A 17054-nucleotide genomic window follows, 5' to 3' on the forward strand; every position below is an offset into this window, starting at 1 on the left:
GGGGCGCGGCGTCCGCGCACGATCAGAAGTGTACCTGTGCGCGCACTTCCACGATCTCCGGACGGCTGGTCGCACCGTTGCGGGTGGCGTTGGCGCGCACGTAGTTGGCCTGCAGCTTCACGTACGGGGTGAGGTACCAGTTCGCGCCGAAGGTCCAATCGTGCTGGCGGCCGCCATTGACCGGGCCGTCGTCGAGATCGAGCGTGCTGTAGCGCGCGGCCAGTTCCACCGCGCCGTAGCCGTTGGCCGGCTTCGGGTTGGCCACGTTGCCGCTCGAATACACGCGGCTTTCGCCGGTCAGCAGCCAGCTCGCGGCGAGATAGCCGCCCTCGGCGGTGTAGTCGGATAGGCCGTTGTCGCGGGCGATGTCGGCGCGCAGCAGTTCGCCCTGCATCGACACCGGGCCGTTGATCCAGATGCCTTCCAGACCGGTGCGCTGGATGTGGTTCACCGGCGCCAGGCTGCCGGTGTCGACCAGACGCACGTCGGTGAGGTTGGTGCCGGGACGCGCACGCAGGCGCGCGGTCGGGTCGAACTGCACGCCGCGACCGTCGGTCCAGCCCTGCGGGTTCTCGCGCGAGGCGGCGATGCCGAGGTGCAGCACGTCGCCGGCGGCCTTGCGCGGCGTCCACGCGGCGCGCGCGGCATAGGTCTGGCCGGGGTTGTCGCCCTGCAGGTCGCTACCGCCGTAGCCGCCGACCTGGAACAGCGCCTTGTCCTGCTCGAGCGTCCACTCCACGCCGGTGCGGCGGCCCTGGTAGATCGCCTGGATCGGCGACGCCAGTTCCATGAACGTGCCCGCGCGCGAACTGGTCACGCCTTCCAGACCCACCGGCACCTTCATGTAGCCGATGCGCAGCTTGCCGAGATCACGGTCGAAGAAATGCTTGCTGTCGAACCGCACGAACACGTCGAGCCAGCTCTTGGACTCGAAGTCGAAATAGACCATCGCGTCCCAGACGCCGGCCTTCTTGACGGTCGCGCCGAACTCGCGGCGACGCAGGCCCTCGTTGTCCTCGAGGCGCGGGTGGCCCGCGAAGTCCGCGCTGTCCCAGGCGAAGTTGCCGGTGAGCGCGACTTCGGTCTTGTCGGCGAACGTGAATTTCGGCGGCCAGGCCTGCGCGCCTTCGGCGGCGAGAACGGGCGTGGCGGCGGTGCAGGCGCACAGCACCAGAAGCGGGGGAAGAACGTTGCGCATGGAATCCTTGGGGAAGCGGCAGGCGGACGCGGGGGCGGCCGGCTGCGGTGGGGGGCGGTCGCGCGCGGGCGCGCGACCGGAGAAGTCTAGGACGGCAGCGTCTCGCAGGCACGTGAGCTAATCCGAAAGGATTAGGAATGCGCCCTTTAACACCAATGCGCTATCGGCAGCGTCGACGCGCCCGCGTACAACGCATCGCCTGCATCCACATCCGCTGGATGCGCACACCCGGTACGCACCCATGCACGCCATGCCTTCCAATGTTCCGGCCGCGCCGCGGCTGCCGTGGTACCGCCAGCTCTACGCCCAGGTGCTGATCGCGATCGCACTGGGCGCCTTGCTCGGCCATTTCGAGCCGGCGTTCGCCGAACAGCTCAAGCCGCTCGGCGATGCCTTCATCAAGCTGGTCAAGATGATCATCGCGCCGGTGATCTTCCTGACCATCGTCACCGGCATCGCCGGCATGACCCACCTGCGCACGGTGGGCCGGGTGTTCGCCAAGGCGATGACCTACTTCCTGTTCTTCTCCACGCTGGCGCTGGTGATCGGCATGGTCGTCGCGCACGTGGTGCAGCCGGGCGTGGGCATGAACATCGATCCGGCCTCGCTCGACACCGCCGCGGTCGAAGGCTACGTGCAGAAATCGCACGAGATGACGCTCACCGGTTTCCTGCTCGACATCATTCCCGGCACGCTGGTCGGCGCCTTCGTCGACGGCAACATCCTGCAGGTGCTCTTCATCGCGGTGCTGTTCGGCATCGCGCTCGCGCTGGTGGGCGAGAAGGGCAAGCCGATCCTGTCGTTCCTGGAAACGCTGACCGTGCCGGTGTTCAAGCTGGTGCACATCCTGATGAAGGCCGCACCGATCGGCGCGTTCGGCGCGATCGCCTTCACCATCGGCAAGTACGGCCTGTCGTCGCTTGCGAACCTGGCGTGGCTGGTCGGCACGTTCTACGTCAGCGCGGCCCTGTTCGTGCTCGTGATCCTGGGCGCGGTGTCGCGCGCCTGCGGCTTCTCGATCTTCAAGCTGATCCGCTATCTGAAGGCCGAACTGCTGCTGGTGCTGGGCACGTCGTCGTCGGAATCGGCGCTGCCGTCGCTGATGGAGAAGATGGAGAAGGCCGGCTGCCAGAAGTCGGTCGTCGGTCTGGTCGTGCCCACCGGCTACTCGTTCAACCTCGACGGCACCAACCTGTACATGACGCTGGCCGCGTTGTTCATCGCCCAGGCCACGAATACCGAACTCACGCTGTGGCAGCAGGTCACCCTGCTGCTGGTCGCGATGCTCAGCTCCAAGGGCGCGGCCGGCGTGACCGGTGCAGGCTTCATCACGCTGGCCGCCACGCTGTCGGTGGTGCCGACGGTGCCGGTCGCGGGCATGGCGCTGATCCTCGGCATCGACCGCTTCATGAGCGAGTGCCGCTCGATCACCAACTTCATCGGCAATGCCGTCGCCACGGTCGTCGTCGCGCGCTGGGAAGGCGCGCTCGACCGCGACCAGCTGGCCGCCGCGCTCGACGGCAAGCCGCTGCCGGTCGCCGCTGCGCCCGATCCGGCCGCAGGCCCGGGCGACCGCAACGTGCTCGCGCTGGACTGAGGGCGCGCACGAAGCTTGAAACGATTCACGCAACGCCCTGGGAGGGGACCCATGACGACACGACACCGCTGGGCCGGCCTGATCGCCGGCCTCCTGCTCAGCTTTACCGGCCTGGCACATGCCCAGGCCGGCACGCAGACTCTGCCGCTGTGGCCCGACGGCCATCTGCCGCAGACCGTCAGCGGCCCGGAACTGGTCGGCAACGAAGGCAGCTCGATGGGCGCGGTCACCCGTGTCTCGCAGCCGCGCCTGGAGATCCACCAGCCGGCGAACCCGAACGGCACCGCCGTGCTGATCCTCGGCGGCGGTGGTTACTTCCGCATCCAGGTCGGCACCGCGGCGCGGCCGATGGCGCAGTGGCTGGCGTCGATCGGCGTGACCTCGGCGGTGCTGTACTACCGCATGCCGGTCGACGGCTGGCCGGCGTCGGCACCGTTCGCCGACGGCCAGCGGGCGATGCGCCTGCTGCGCGCGCATGCGGATGCACTCGGCATCGATCCCACGAAGATCGGCGTCATGGGCTCGTCGGCCGGTGCGAACCTCGCCGGCATCCTGTCGACGCGCTTCGATCACGATTTCTATCCCGCGCTCGACGCCAGCGACCGCCTGCCGTCGCGTCCGGATTTCCTGGCGATGCTCTACCCGGTGGTCACGCTGAAGCCGCCGTACGACACCACGCGCAGCCGCCGCGAACTCGCCACCCAGCCCGACGCGGTGGAGGCGTATTCGGTCGAAGGCCACGTGCGCAGCGACATGCCGCCGGTGTTCCTCGCCCACGCCGCCGATGACCGCATCGCCGACGTCCAGCACAGCCTGCTGATGTTCCAGGCCGCGCGCGCGCAGAACGTGCCGGCGGAACTGCACGTCTTCGACCGCGGCGGCCACAGCTGGGGACTGGGCAAACCCGGCACGCAGGTCGCGCAGTGGCCGCGCCTGTTCGTCACCTGGGCGCGCGCGCACGGCTTCATGGCCGCGCCGCCGGTCAGCCTGCAGCCGCTGACCGGTGAGACCGCGCCGCTGGCACCGCCGCCGGTCGACGACGCCGACGCCGATCTCGAAGAAGACGGCGACTGAGCCGTCCACGCCTTTGCATCCGTTCCACGGGAGAGACCACCGAATGAATCGCACACACCCCCGCGCGCTGGCTGCCGGCGCGCTGCTGGGCCTGGCCACGCTGCCCGCCCTCGCTGCCGACACCGCCACCGAAACCGAACTGCGTGAATTGATCCGCCTGCAGGCCGAACAGATCCAGCAGCAGTCCGCGCAACTGCAGGCGCTCACCCGGCGCCTCGACGCGATGGGCGCACCCGCCGTCGCCGCATCGCCCGCAACCGCGCCAGTCGACGGCGTGCAGGCACAGATCGACGCCGCCGTGGCCGACACCCGCCAGGACGACATGGCGATCCTGCAGGCCCAGGTCGCGCAGCTCGCCGCGAGCGGCGGCACCGGCGGCGGTGGCGGCAACGTCAGCTGGCGCCGCGGCGGCCCCGAGTTCCGCAACAGCGACCGCAGCTTCACCTTCAATCCGCGCGGCCGCGTGCTGGTCGATTTCTCGTCCACCCACGGCTCGGACTTCGACAGCCGCAACATCACCGGCACCAACCTGCGCCAGGCGCGTCTGGGCGCGCAGGGCACCATCGGCGCGCTGGGCTACAAGATCGACGCCGAACTCTCGAACAACACCGTCAGCCTGTCGGATGCCTACCTGAGCTGGGACACGATGCTCGGCAGCATTCCGACCGAGTTCTACGTCGGCAACAAGCTCAAGGACCGCGCCATCGATTCCAGCACCACGCTCACCCGGACGCCCTTCATGGAACGCAACGCGGTCGCCAGCGTCGGCATGCCGGCCAGCGGTTATTTCGGCCTCGGCGTGCAGATGAAGATGATCGGCCAGAACTGGCACACCACCTTCGGCATCACCGGCGACGACGTCGGCAATACCGGCACCGAGACCGATTCGCTGACCTATTCGTTCCGCGGCCACGTGAACCCGATCAAGCGCCCGTCCGGCTTCCTGCATGTCGGTGGCTGGTACGTGCACGAGGACTACGGCGTCGACACCAACCGCATCAACCGCACGCCGCGTGTGGCCTCGCGCTTCAACGACAACGTGCGCGTGTCGGCCAGCGCCATCAACGACGTCACCGGCGAAAAGGTCTGGGGCGCGGAGCTGGGCGGGACCTGGCGCAACGTCTGGGCCTTCGCCGAGACCAGCGAGACAACGCTGCGCTCCACCTCGGTGGGCGAAGTCGACCAGAAGGCGCACTCGGCCTACGCCGGCTGGCTGATCACCGGCGAGAAGCCCGGCTTCAGCGCCCGCTCCGGCGTCTGGGGCACCACCCGCGTGGCGCGCCCGGTCACCGACGGCGGCATCGGCGCCTGGGAACTGGCCACGCGCTGGGACAAGTACGACTTCACCGACGCCGCGCGCGGCGGCGAGGGCGATTCGTGGACGCTGGGCCTGAACTGGTACCTCAACAACTGGTCGCGCGTGATGTTCAACGTCGTGCGCTGGAACACCGACAACCAGGTCGGTGCCTACGCCGGCCGGGATTCGGGCCACACCTTCAACGTCCGCACCCAGGTGGTGTTCTGACCGGCCGTTCCGACCGGTCCTGAAGCGGACCACACGCCCCCGTCCAGGGGTTTGCGCGGGGCGGGGTTAGAATCCTGTCCCGCGTCATTTTTTCCCAGAGCAGATCCCCCGACGATGTCCAACGACGAATTCCGCCAGGCCGCCCTCGACTATCACCGCGCGTCGCCGCCCGGCAAGATCACGGTCAGCGCGACCAAGCCGATGCTGACCCAGCGCGATCTCGCCCTGGCGTACTCGCCGGGTGTCGCCTACGCCTGCGAGGAGATCGTCAAGGATCCCAACGCCGCCAGCGAACTCACCGCGCGCGGCAATCTGGTCGCGGTGATCTCCAACGGCACCGCGGTGCTGGGCCTGGGCAACATCGGCGCGCTGGCCGGCAAGCCGGTCATGGAAGGCAAGGGCGTGCTGTTCAAGAAGTTCGCCGGCATCGACGTGTTCGACATCGAAGTCGACGAGACCGATCCCGACAAGCTGGTCGAGATCATCGCCAGCCTCGAGCCGACCTTCGGCGGCATCAACCTCGAAGACATCAAGGCGCCGGAGTGCTTCATCGTCGAGCGCAAGCTGCGCGAGCGGATGAAGATCCCGGTGTTCCACGACGACCAGCACGGCACCGCGATCATCGTCGGCGCGGCGATCGTCAACGCGCTCGAGATCGCCGGCAAGCGCATCGAGGACGTCAAGTTCGCCACCACCGGCGCGGGCGCTGCGGGCATCGCGTGTCTGGACATGCTGGTCGCACTGGGCCTCAAGCCCGAGAACATCCTCGCCTTCGACCGCGACGGCGTGATCCACACCGGTCGCGACAATCTCGATCCGGACAAGGCGCGTTACGCGCGCGACACCGACAAGCGCACGCTGGCCGAGATCCTCGTCGGCGCCGACGTGTTCCTGGGCCTGTCGGCCGGCGGCATCCTGAAGCCGGAAATGGTCGAGGCGATGGCGCCCAATCCGGTGATCCTGGCGCTGGCCAACCCGTACCCGGAAATCATGCCGGAGGACGCCAAGCGCGTGCGCCCGGACGCGATCATCGCAACCGGCCGCAGCGACTATCCGAACCAGGTCAACAACGCGGTCTGTTTCCCGTACATCTTCCGCGGCGCGCTCGACGTGGGCGCGACCGGCATCAACGAAGCGATGAAGCTCGCCTGCGTGCACGCGATCGCGCAGCTGGCGAAGGAAGAAGCGAGCGATCTGGGCAGCGCCTACGGCGAAGAGATTCCGAGCTTCGGCCGCGAGTACATCATTCCGCGCCCGTTCGACCCGCGCCTGCTGACCATCGTCGCCCCGGCCGTCGCCGAAGCCGCGATGGAGTCGGGCATCGCGCTGCGCCCGATGGAGGACATGCGCGCGTATCGCGAGAAGCTCGGCCAGTTCATCCACCGCACCGGTCTGGTGATGAAGCCGGTCTACGACCGTGCGCGCGGTGACCGCCAGCGCATCGTCTATGCCGAAGGCGAAGAAGAAGTGGTGCTGCGCGCGGTGCAGACCGTGGTCGACGAAGGTCTGGCGACGCCGATCCTGATCGGCCGCCCCGACGTCATCGACATGCGCATCAAGCGTCTGGGCCTGCGCCTGGTCGCCGGTCGCGATTTCGAACTGACCAACATCAACGACGATCCCCGCTTCAACGAGTACTGGCAGCACTACCACTCGTTGACCGCGCGTCGCGGCGTCACCCCGGATTCGGCGAAGAACCTGCTGCGTTCGCGCCCCACACTGATCGCCGCGATCATGGTCGACCGCGGCGAAGCCGACGCGATGATCACCGGCATCGTCGGCCGCTATCACAAGAAGCTCGGCTACGTGCGCAGCGTGCTGGGCCTCGACCCGGGCCTGCAGAGCACTTCGGCGATGACCGGCGTGGTCAACGACCAGGGCCTGTGGTTCTTCGTCGACACCCACGTGCAGCCCGACCCGAGCGCCGAGCAGATCGCCGAGAGCACCATCCAGGCCGCGTTCCGTCTGAAGCTGTTCGGCATCGAGCCGAAGATCGCGCTGCTGTCGCACTCCAACTTCGGCAGCCACGACGACCCCAGCGCCCGCAAGATGCGCGAAGTCCACGACATCCTGCGCCGCCGCGCGCCGAAGCTGGAATTCGACGGCGAGATGATGGGCGACACCGCATGGGACGAATCCCTGCGCCGCCGCATGCTGCCCGACACCACGCTCAGCGGGCGCGCGAACCTGTTCGTGTTTCCGAACATCGACGCCGCCAACATCACCTACAACATGATCCGCGTGATGACCGGCGGCGCCGCGCTCGGCCCGATCCTGATGGGCGTCAACAAGCCCGCCCACATCCTCACCCCGTCCGCCACCCCGCGCCGCGTCATCAACATGACCGCGATCGCCTCGGTGGACGCGCAGATCCGCAAGGCGCAGCTGGCGGAGGGTTGACCGTCGTTCGCGGGCTCTCTGACCTGCGTATGACCTGCTCCTTCCCCCGCATGCCGGGGAAGGCCGGGATGGGGGTAAACGGTCCGGTTGCGGAACAGCGAGCGCACGCGGTGAAGCGGGGGGCAATATCCCCGTCATTCCGGCGAAAGCCGGAATCCAGTGGCTCCAGGCTCTCAAGCAAAAGATAAAGGCGCTGGATTCCGGCTTTCGCCGGAATGACGGGTTTCAGGGAGCTTCGAGGCGAGTGTCCAGCTCCGGCGCACACTCCGACCTTCGACCTACGGACGATCGGACCCATATCCGTCCTCAAAGCCGACGCGCGCCATCCCGATCCGCGAAGCTGTCCCCGCCCTGGCATGCCTGTCGCAGGAAGACGCATCCGGGGACCTCCACCCCGCACACGACGCCAGCCCCGCACCCGAGCCCGAGGTCGCCGGCAGGCTCGACGTCATGCGGCGCTGAATTCCTCATCCGCAACCGCGCCCCGGTCACCCCCGCCTTAATCCCCAGCGAACATCTCTCCGACCCCGCTCCGACGTGGCGCTGTCGATCCTGCGCCGCGACAAGCCGGGACGGATTCCCGGCAGAGCCTGCCGATGCGCAACCCTTCCTCCACCGGTGCCGGTCGCCTGCTGCGTGCGACCGGGCATTCCTGGCGTGGCCTGGTCGACACCTGGCGCAGTGAAGCCGCGTTCCGCCAGGAACTGCTGCTCGGCGCCCCGTTGCTGGTCCTCGTGTTCGCGCTCGATCTCGCGCCGCTGTCGCGCGCATTGCTGCTCGCCACGCTCGGCTTCGTCCTCGTCGTCGAACTGCTCAACACCGCGATCGAAGCGGTCGTCGATCGCGTCGGCGCCGACTGGCACGCGCTGAGCGGCAAGGCCAAGGACGCGGGGTCGGCGGCGGTCACGGTGAGTCTGCTGGTGCACGTCGCGGTCTGGATCTGCGTGCTGTGAGCGTCGACGCCCTCACGCGGACGCCGGCGCTGCTCGGCGTGATCGCGGGCGCGGTGGCGCTCACCTGTCTGCTGGCGGCAACGGGCGGCGACGCCTGGTGGGCCGATCATCTCTACGCCTGGCAGGGCGGCACCTGGGCTGCGCGCGATGCCTGGTGGAGCGCGGAACTCCTGCACGTCGGCGGCCGCCGTTTCAGCATCGGCTGCTGGATGCTGACCGCCGTCGCGTGGGGCCTGACCTGGAGCGGGCGCGTGCCGGCGGCGTGGCGTCGACCGCTGGGCTACGTGCTGTTGACGGTTCCGCTCGCGAGCGCCCTGGTGTCGGTGCTCAAGACGCATACCGGCATCGATTGCCCCTGGGATCTGCAGCGCTACGGCGGCACGCATCCCTGGCTGTCGCCCTTCGACCCGCGCCCCGCAGCACTCGGCCCGGCCGCGTGTTTTCCTGCGGCGCATGCCGCGGCCGGCTATGCGTGGCTGGCGCTGTACTTCGCCTGCGCGGCGGCCGGTCCGTCGCTGCGGACGTGGCGACGTCTGGGCCTCGTGTTCGGACTCGCGCTGGGGCTGGTCTTCGGCGCCGTGCAGCAGCTGCGCGGCGCGCATTTCCTGTCGCACGATCTGTGGGCGCTGACGCTGTGCTGGCTGGTCGCGGCGCTGTCGGCGCGCGTCTGGCTGCCGGCGCAGCTGCGCGATGCCGCGGCCGCGCGCATCACATCGCACCGCGCGCCGATCGCACACGGGGCACTGCGATGAGTGCGCGTCCCTGGCGCGGGCCGCTGGTCCAGGCGCAGCGCAGCGGCTGGCTCACGCGTCCGCAGGTCGCGTCCGAATCCCTGCTCGCGGGCACGTGCCTGTACTTCGTCGCGATCTGCAACGTCGGCTTCTGGCAGGCGGCCGTGCACGACGGCGCCTCACCCGGCCTGCTGGCCTCGCTGGGCGTGGCGATCTTCGCGTTGCACGCCTTCCTGTTCGGCCTGGTCGCGATCCGGCGTGCGCTGCGGCCGGTGCTGGCCACGCTGATCGTCATCACCGCGTTCGCCACGTTCTACATGCGCCATTACGCGGTGCTGTTCGATGTGGAGATGATCCTCAACGTCCTGCACACCGATCCCGCCGAGAGCCGCGAACTGCTGTCGCCATGGCTGGTGCTGCACGTGCTGCTGCAGGCCGGACCGCCGCTGTTCGTACTGGCGTGGGTGCGGGTGGCGCCACGCCCGTTGCGTCAGGCGATCGCTGCGCGCGCGGTGTTTCTCGGCGCGATGGCGCTGCTGGCGACGATCGCCGTGCTGCTGTCCTCGCAGGGCATGTTCGCGCTGATGCGCAGCGATCACGCACTGCGGTACCGCATCACGCCCGGCAATCTGGTGGTGTCCACGGTGCGCGCCCTGACCGAAGCACCCGAACCGCCGCCCGGACAACGGCTGACGATCGCCGCCGATGCCGCGCGCGTGTCGCGGCCGGCCGGCGAGAAGCCGCGACTGCTGGTGCTCGTCGTCGGTGAGACGGTGCGCGCACAGAACTGGGGCCTCAACGGCTACGCGCGGCAGACCACGCCGCAGCTGGCGAAACGCGACGTCGTGAACTTCAGCGACGTGCAGTCCTGCGGCACCAGCACCGAGGTCTCGCTGCCGTGCATGTTCTCGCTGCAGGGCCGCGCGCATTACGACAAGGCCGCGATCCGTGCCCACGAGTCCCTGCTCGACGTCGTCGCGCGCAGCGGCGTGGACGTGCGCTGGCGCGACAACCAGTCCGGCTGCAAGGGCGTGTGTGACGGCACCGGCATCGAGCACATGCAGGCCAGCGACGCCCCCGCGCTGTGCGAAGACGACCGCTGCCTCGACGACATCCTGCTGACCCGGCTGCGCGAGCGCATCGACGCCACGCCCGGCGACCTGATGATCGTGCTGCATCAGCTCGGCAACCACGGGCCGAACTATTTCGAGCGCTATCCGGCGGCGTACGAGACCTTCAAGCCCGCCTGCCACACCGCGGAGCTGAGCCGCTGCACGCCGGCGCAGATCGCCAACGCCTACGACAACGCGATCGGCTACACCGATGCCTTCCTCGCCCGCGCACTGGATCTCGTGCAGCAGCAACAGGACCACGATGCCGCGCTGCTGTACGTGTCCGACCACGGCGAATCGCTCGGCGAGTACGGCCTCTACCTGCACGGTGCGCCGTATGCGATCGCGCCGTCGCAGCAGCTGCACGTGCCAATGATCGCGTGGGTGTCGTCAGGGCTCGCAGCTGACATGGATCTGGACATGCGCTGTCTGCGCGCACGGTCTGCCATGCCGCTGAGTCACGACAACCTGTTCCATTCGGTGCTGGGCGTGTTCGGCGTGCAGACGCGCGACTACGCGCCGGATCTGGATCTGTTCGCGCCGTGTCGTCACACCGCCGCGTAGAGGCGAGCGTCGAGCGGATCTGGTCCGCGCTTGCCCTCACCCCAACCCCCGCTCCGCGCCCCGGCCCTCGCGATATCGCGAGGGCGTTCATCAGCACGCGAGCCAGTGGCTCGCAAGCGTGCTTCTTCACCCCAGAGGGAGCGGGGCTTGAAGGCCGGAGCTCGCGATTGACCGAGCCCCTCTCCCCATGGGAGAGGGGTTGGGGTGAGGGCAGACGCCCGCAGTCACCCAGCCGCAAGCAAGCAGCAAGTCATTCGTAGGATGGATCAAGCAAAGCAGACCCCATCGCCCCACCAGCGCCGCGAACACCCAGCAGCGCCACATACTTCAAGCACGCAACTCAAAAACCCCACTTACGGCGCGACCAACCCCCGCACCACATCAGGCAGCAACTCCAGCTCATCCTTGAACACCAGGCCGTCGCCCACCGGCAATTCCTCACCCGGCGCACCGATCGCCGAACCGGTCAGAAACACCACCGGCACACCCGGCAGCATCGCGCGCGACAGGCCCATGGCCTCGGCGCCGGAGAAACCCGGCAGGTTGACGTCCGACAGCACCATCTGCGGCTTGAACTCGCGCAGCAGATCGGTGAGGCCCGCCTCGCCATAGGCGCGGCGGACCTCCACTTCGATACCCGCGTCGCGCAGGGCCAGCTCGGTGAGCTCGGCATCGTCGCGCGAGTCGTCGACGATCAGCACCCGCAGCGGCGTGGCCTCGACCATCACTCTTCGTCGGGCGTTTCGTTGAGCACGGCCCAGAACTTGCCCAGCGTGCGCACGGCTTCGAAGAACTGGTCCACGTCCACCGGCTTGACCACGTAGGCGTTGACGCCGAGATCCCAGCTGCGGGCCAGATCGCTTTCCTCGCGCGAGGACGACAGGATCACCACCGGCATGCGCTTGAGCGTGGGGTGCTCGCGCAGCTGCTTGAGCACTTCCAGGCCGTCCATGCGCGGCATCTTGATGTCGAGCAGCAGCACCGCCGGATCGCCTTCAGGGCGGTCGGCGAACTTGCCGCGACGCAGCAGATAGTCCAGCGTTTCCACGCCGTCTTCCACGTGCACGATGGGGTTGGCGAGGTGGGCGTCGCGCAGCGCGTCGATCGCCATCTCGGCGTCGTGCGGGCTGTCCTCGGCGAGAAGGATCGTGCGGATTTCACTCATGTCAGGCATGTCCAGAGGGTGTAGACGGACCCGCCTCGGCAACCGAAGCAGGCAGGGTGAAGTGGAACGTGGCGCCCTTGCCGGGCTCGGCTTCGGCCCAGATGCGGCCACCGTGACGGCCCAGCACGCGGCGCACGCTGGCCAGGCCCACACCGGTGCCCGGGAATTCGGTCGCCGAATGCAGGCGCTGGAACACGCCGAACAGCTTGCCCGCGTACTGCATGTCGAAGCCGGCGCCATTGTCGCGCACGCTGAACTGGTAACCGCCATCGGCGCCGCGGCGGCAGTCGACCTCGATCTGCGCCGGCTCGCTGCCGGTGCTGTACTTGACCGCGTTGCCCAGCAGGTTGAGCCACACCTGCCGCAGCATGTTCTCGTCGCCGACGATGATCGGCAGCGGCGTGATCGTCCATTCGATGCGGTGGCCGGGATGTTCGGAGGCCGCGTTCGAATCGAGCATCGCGCGGGTGTCGGCCACCAGCGACTGCAGGTCCACGCTCTGCAGGCGCAGCGCGCTGCGGCCCAGGCGCGAATACACCAGCAGATCGTCAATCAGCGCCGACATGCGCCGCGCCGAGCTGCCGATGACGCCCAGGTAATGCGTGGTCTTCTCGTCGACGTCGGTGCCCAGGTGCCGGCCCAGCTTGTCGGCGAAGCCGGCGATGTGCCGCAGCGGCGCGCGCAGATCGTGGGAGACCGAATAGCTGAAGGCCTCCAGCTCGCGGTTGACGTCCGAGACCTGCTCCACCTTGCCTTCGAGCTGCTGGTTGAGCTCGCGGATCTGGCGTTCGCTGATCGTCTGCGCGGTCACGTCGGACGCGGTCACCAGCACCACCGCATCCTCGCGGTCGGGCAGCGGCATGCGCCGCGCGTTGAGCAGCATGGTGCGTTCGATGCCGTCGACCGTGCTCTGGTTGAGGCGGTGGTCCCACAGCTCGCGGTCGCGGGCCAGCACGTCGTGCAGACGGCGCAGCGTCTCGGCGTGATCCCACGCACCTTCGCCCACTTCCGCCAGCCGCTCGCCGCGGATTTCGTCGCCGATGCCGTACAACTCGGCGAACGCGGCGTTGTGCATCACCACGCGCTGGTCGCGGTCGATCAGCACGATCGGCTCGCGCACGCTGTCGAGCACCAGCGCCGAGCGGTTGCTGGCGCGCGCGGCCAGGCCCTCGGCCACGAGGCGTCCGCTCTGCTGGCGCACGGCAAAATAGGTGGCGCTCAGCAGCAGCGCCAGCTGCACCAGCATCGCCGTCCAGCTGGCGATGTCGGCATTGCGGTCGGCACGCGCGGCGCGCGCCGAGCGCTCCGCCAGCAGGGACTGTTCTTCGTTGACGATGTCGTCGATCAGGCGCTGCAGCGGATACAGCACCAGCATGTCGTCGATATCCCGGGCGCGGGCGCTTTCACCCGCGCTGTACACGGCATCCACGCGCTGGAGCTTCTGTTCGATGTTGCCGCGAAGGGCGCCCAGCCGGGCCAGCTGCTCGGGATTGTCGCGGGTGAGCTGCAGCACCGCGTCCACGCTGGGCAGCACGCGCGCACGCGCCTCGTCGAAGCGCTGCTGCAGCGCGGGCGTGTCGATGCCGCGGGCGCGGATGACCGCCGCGCCTTCCAGGCTGCGCGCATCCGCCGCCACCGTCTGCATCAGCGATTCCACCTCACGGGTGTGCAGCACCTTCTCCGTGGCGAAGTCCGCCTCGCTGATCGCCGACCGCATGATCAGGAACGGCCCCACCACGATGGCCGCGATCGCAATGCCCAGCGCGGGCAGGCGCCAGCGGCTCAGCAGGGAGGGGGCGGGGGCGGTGTGCGGCATCGGGGCGGGCGTCTCGCGCGGACGGAGCGGTCGCGCATGATGCCGCATCCACCCCTGAACACGGGATCATCGCCGAGGGCCGGGTGTCTGGCAACGCGGACCGTCCGCTGGCGTCCGGTGTCAGTCGCGTCCCCCTGTTAGAATTCAGGGTCCGAACGACCCCCATGAGACGCGGGCATGCGCGCCGCGCTGGAGCACAGAATGAACTGGCTGAACGACGTCCTGCAGAACGACCCCGATCCGACCGAAACCCGCGAATGGGTCGAGTCGCTCAAAGCGGTCATCGACGTCGGCGGCCCGGAACGCGCGCACCAGCTGCTCGAGAACATGGTCGAGCTGACGCGCCGCGCCGGCGCGCATCTGCCGTTCGCGCCGACCACCGAATACGTCAACACCATCCCCACGCATCTCGAGCCGAAGATGCCGGGCAATTCCGAGCTGGAATGGCGCATCCGCTCCATCATCCGCTGGAACGCGATGGCGATGGTGGTGCGTGCCAACCGCAAGCCGGGCGACCTCGGCGGCCACATCGCCAGCTTCGCCTCCAGCGCCACGCTGTACGACGTCGGCTTCAACCACTTCTTCCGCGCGCCGTCGGCCGATCACCCGGGCGACGTCATCGCCACGCAGGGCCACAGCTCGCCGGGCATCTACGCCCGCTCGTTCCTCGAAGGCCGCTTCACGGAAGCCCAGCTCGACCACTTCCGCATGGAAGTCGACGGCCAGGGCATCTCGTCCTATCCGCATCCCTGGCTGATGCCCGATTACTGGCAGGTGCCCACGGTCTCGATGGGCCTGGGCCCGATCGCCGCCATCTACCAGGCGCGCTACTGGAAGTACCTCGAAGCCCGCGGCCTGATGCCCAAGTCCGACCGCAAGGTGTGGTGCTTCATGGGCGACGGCGAGACGGACGAGCCGGAAAGCCTCGGCGCGATCTCGGTCGCCGGCCGTGAGGGCCTCGACAACCTGGTCTTCGTCATCAACTGCAACCTGCAGCGCCTCGACGGCCCGGTGCGCGGCAACGGCAAGATCATCCAGGAACTGGAAGGCGGCTTCCGCGGCGCCGGCTGGAACGTGGTCAAGACCATCTGGGGCAGCTACTGGGATCCGCTTCTTGCCAAGGACAAGGACGGCATGCTCAAGAAGCTGATGATGGAGACCGTCGACGGCGAGTACCAGAACTGCAAGGCGTTCGGCGGCGCTTACACGCGCGAGAACTTCTTCGGCAAGTACGACGAAACCGCGAACCTCGTCGCCAACCTCAGCGACGACGACATCTGGCGCCTCAACCGCGGCGGCCACGATCCGCACAAGGTCTTCGCCGCCTACCAGAACGCGATGGACACCAAGGGCCAGCCCACGGTCATCCTCGCCAAGACGGTCAAGGGCTACGGCCTCGGCAGCGCCGGCGAAGCGCTCAACCCGACCCACAACACCAAGAAGCTCGACGACGAAGCCGTGCGCACCTTCCGCGACCGCTTCAAGATTCCGGTGTCGGATGCCGCGCTCAAGGACGGCGAAATCCCGTTCTATCACCCGGGCAAGGATTCCGAGGAAGTGCAGTACATGCTCGAGCGCCGCCAGGCGCTGGGCGGCTTCCTGCCGCAGCGTCGCCGCAAGAGCACCGAAACGCTCAAGGCGCCGGAGCTCAAGGTGTTCGACCGCCTGATGCAGGACACCGGCGAGCGTTCGATCAGCACCACCATGGCGTTCGTGCAGTCGCTGTCCATCATCCTGCGCGACAAGCAGGTGGGCCCGCGCGTGGTGCCGATCGTCGCCGACGAAGCCCGCACCTTCGGCATGGAAGGCCTGTTCCGCCAGCTGGGCATCTACGCCCCGCAGGGCCAGAAGTACAAGCCGGTCGACCGTGACCAGCTCTCGTACTACCGCGAAGACGCGGCCGGCCAGGTGCTGGAAGAAGGCATCACCGAAGCCGGCGCGTTCTCCAGCTGGATGGCCGCGGCAACGAGCTACAGCACCAACGACGTGCCGATGCTGCCGTTCTACATCTACTACTCGATGTTCGGCTTCCAGCGCATCGGCGACTCCGCCTGGCAGGCCGCCGACATGCGCGCCCGCGGCTTCCTGCTCGGCGCCACCGCCGGCCGCACCACGCTCAACGGCGAAGGCCTGCAGCACGAAGACGGCCACAGCCACCTGCTGGCCGGCGCCATCCCGAACTGCCGCGCCTACGACCCCACCTTCGCCGGCGAAGTGGCGGTGATCCTGCATTACGGCATGCAGCGCATGCTCGACCAGCAGGAAGACGAGTTCTTCTATCTCACCCTGATGAACGAGAACTACAGCCACCCGGCGCTGCCCGAAGGCGCGGCCGAGGGCGTCATCAAGGGCATGTATCTGCTCAAGGATGCCGGCAAGGCCAAGAAGGGCGAGCTGCGCGTGCAGCTGCTGGGCTCGGGCACCATCCTGCGCGAAGCCATCGCCGCTGCCGAGCTGCTGGACAAGGACTTCGGCGTCACCGCCGACATCTGGTCCTGCCCCAGCTTCACCGAGCTGCGTCGTGACGGCTGGGACGTCGAGCGCTGGAACCGTTTCAACCCCGAAGCCAAGACCCCGCGCAAGGCTTATGTCACCCAGCTGCTCGAAGGCCGCCAGGGCCCGGTCATCGCCGCAACGGATTACGTCCGCGCGTTCGCCGACCAGATCCGCGCCTTCGTCCCGGCCACGTACACCGTGCTCGGCACCGACGGCTTTGGCCGCTCGGACACCCGCGCCAACCTGCGTCGTCACTTCGAAGTGGACCGGTACTACATCGCCCAGGCGGCGATTGAGGGCCTGATGAAGGACGGCAAGATGACCGGCAAGGACGTCGCCCGGGCGATCAAGCTGTACAAGATCGATCCTGAGAAGGCGAATCCGGTTGGGATGTGATTCCGGGAATCGATGTAAAAAGGGCGG

12 protein-coding genes are annotated in these 17054 nt (G+C 68.2%); 8 read left to right on the plus strand and 4 right to left on the minus strand.

Annotation, left to right across the window (positions count from 1 at the left end):
* Positions 1 to 22 precede the first annotated feature (22 nt).
* Positions 23 to 1198 (minus strand): OprO/OprP family phosphate-selective porin, encoded by a 1176-nt coding sequence (locus V3391_RS14200; RefSeq protein ID WP_332079099.1) that lies wholly within the window; start codon positions 1196 to 1198, stop codon positions 23 to 25.
* Positions 1199 to 1439: 241 nt separating this feature from the next.
* Here V3391_RS14200 and V3391_RS14205 point away from each other — a divergent pair, with 241 nt between their 5' ends.
* The 7 genes from V3391_RS14205 to V3391_RS14235 all read left to right on the plus strand — a co-directional run bounded on the left by V3391_RS14205 (position 1440) and on the right by V3391_RS14235 (position 11154).
* Complete coding sequence (locus tag V3391_RS14205; protein ID WP_332079100.1) at positions 1440 to 2795, plus strand: dicarboxylate/amino acid:cation symporter; 1356 nt, start codon at positions 1440 to 1442, stop codon at positions 2793 to 2795.
* A 51-nt stretch (positions 2796 to 2846) separates the two neighbouring features.
* Positions 2847 to 3869 carry an alpha/beta hydrolase gene (locus tag V3391_RS14210; RefSeq protein ID WP_332079101.1) on the plus strand — a complete coding sequence of 341 codons (1023 nt, stop codon included), beginning with the start codon at positions 2847 to 2849 and terminating at the stop codon, positions 3867 to 3869.
* 43 nt (positions 3870 to 3912) lie between these two features.
* Positions 3913 to 5394 carry an OprO/OprP family phosphate-selective porin gene (locus V3391_RS14215; RefSeq protein ID WP_332079102.1) on the plus strand — a complete coding sequence of 494 codons (1482 nt, stop codon included), beginning with the start codon at positions 3913 to 3915 and terminating at the stop codon, positions 5392 to 5394.
* 114 nt (positions 5395 to 5508) lie between these two features.
* Entirely contained in the window at positions 5509 to 7794 is a 2286-nt protein-coding gene (locus V3391_RS14220) for an NADP-dependent malic enzyme (RefSeq protein ID WP_332079103.1), read from the plus strand.
* Positions 7795 to 8390: 596 nt separating this feature from the next.
* Positions 8391 to 8747: a diacylglycerol kinase gene (locus V3391_RS14225; RefSeq protein WP_332079104.1), complete on the plus strand. Its 357-nt coding sequence runs from the start codon at positions 8391 to 8393 to the stop codon at positions 8745 to 8747.
* The gene (locus V3391_RS14230; RefSeq protein ID WP_332079105.1) at positions 8744 to 9499 is read left to right on the plus strand and encodes a phosphatase PAP2 family protein; all 756 of its coding nucleotides are present in this window, start codon (positions 8744 to 8746) and stop codon (positions 9497 to 9499) included. The genes V3391_RS14225 and V3391_RS14230 overlap by 4 nt, the downstream gene beginning before the upstream one ends.
* Positions 9496 to 11154 (plus strand): phosphoethanolamine transferase, encoded by a 1659-nt coding sequence (locus V3391_RS14235; protein WP_332079106.1) that lies wholly within the window; start codon positions 9496 to 9498, stop codon positions 11152 to 11154. The genes V3391_RS14230 and V3391_RS14235 overlap by 4 nt, the downstream gene beginning before the upstream one ends.
* 353 nt (positions 11155 to 11507) lie before the next feature.
* Here the strand turns inward: V3391_RS14235 and V3391_RS14240 are convergent, their stop codons facing one another.
* Genes V3391_RS14240 through V3391_RS14250 form a run of 3 tightly spaced genes read right to left on the minus strand, consistent with a single transcriptional unit; the run spans position 11508 to position 14135 of the window.
* Complete coding sequence (locus V3391_RS14240; RefSeq protein ID WP_332079107.1) at positions 11508 to 11879, minus strand: response regulator; 372 nt, start codon at positions 11877 to 11879, stop codon at positions 11508 to 11510.
* A complete protein-coding gene (locus V3391_RS14245; RefSeq protein WP_332079108.1) occupies positions 11879 to 12319 on the minus strand; it encodes a response regulator in 441 nt (146 codons plus the stop codon). Before V3391_RS14245 ends, V3391_RS14240 begins: the two co-directional genes overlap by 1 nt.
* A gap of 1 nt (position 12320) precedes the next feature.
* On the minus strand, positions 12321 to 14135 hold the full coding sequence (locus V3391_RS14250) for a sensor histidine kinase (RefSeq protein WP_332079109.1): 1815 nt from the start codon (positions 14133 to 14135) through the stop codon (positions 12321 to 12323).
* Positions 14136 to 14336: 201 nt separating this feature from the next.
* Here V3391_RS14250 and aceE point away from each other — a divergent pair, with 201 nt between their 5' ends.
* A complete protein-coding gene (gene aceE / locus V3391_RS14255; protein WP_332079110.1) occupies positions 14337 to 17027 on the plus strand; it encodes a pyruvate dehydrogenase (acetyl-transferring), homodimeric type in 2691 nt (896 codons plus the stop codon).
* The last annotated feature ends 27 nt before the right edge of the window (positions 17028 to 17054 follow it).

Source organism: Luteimonas flava (genome assembly GCF_036584485.1).
GTDB classification, from domain to species: Bacteria; Pseudomonadota; Gammaproteobacteria; order Xanthomonadales; family Xanthomonadaceae; genus Luteimonas; species Luteimonas flava.

What these genes read in the sequence shown, in the direction of transcription:
- aceE (WP_332079110.1), top strand. Translation starts at nt 14,337, where the DNA reads ATGAACTGGCTGAACGACGTCCTGCAGAACGACCCCGATCCGACCGAA.
- V3391_RS14220 (WP_332079103.1), top strand. Translation starts at nt 5,509, where the DNA reads ATGTCCAACGACGAATTCCGCCAGGCCGCCCTCGACTATCACCGCGCG.
- V3391_RS14235 (WP_332079106.1), top strand. Translation starts at nt 9,496, where the DNA reads ATGAGTGCGCGTCCCTGGCGCGGGCCGCTGGTCCAGGCGCAGCGCAGC.
- V3391_RS14210 (WP_332079101.1), top strand. Translation starts at nt 2,847, where the DNA reads ATGACGACACGACACCGCTGGGCCGGCCTGATCGCCGGCCTCCTGCTC.
- V3391_RS14225 (WP_332079104.1), top strand. Translation starts at nt 8,391, where the DNA reads ATGCGCAACCCTTCCTCCACCGGTGCCGGTCGCCTGCTGCGTGCGACC.
- V3391_RS14240 (WP_332079107.1), bottom strand. Translation starts at nt 11,879, where the DNA reads ATGGTCGAGGCCACGCCGCTGCGGGTGCTGATCGTCGACGACTCGCGC.
- V3391_RS14205 (WP_332079100.1), top strand. Translation starts at nt 1,440, where the DNA reads ATGCACGCCATGCCTTCCAATGTTCCGGCCGCGCCGCGGCTGCCGTGG.
- V3391_RS14200 (WP_332079099.1), bottom strand. Translation starts at nt 1,198, where the DNA reads ATGCGCAACGTTCTTCCCCCGCTTCTGGTGCTGTGCGCCTGCACCGCC.
- V3391_RS14250 (WP_332079109.1), bottom strand. Translation starts at nt 14,135, where the DNA reads ATGCCGCACACCGCCCCCGCCCCCTCCCTGCTGAGCCGCTGGCGCCTG.
- V3391_RS14215 (WP_332079102.1), top strand. Translation starts at nt 3,913, where the DNA reads ATGAATCGCACACACCCCCGCGCGCTGGCTGCCGGCGCGCTGCTGGGC.
- V3391_RS14245 (WP_332079108.1), bottom strand. Translation starts at nt 12,319, where the DNA reads ATGAGTGAAATCCGCACGATCCTTCTCGCCGAGGACAGCCCGCACGAC.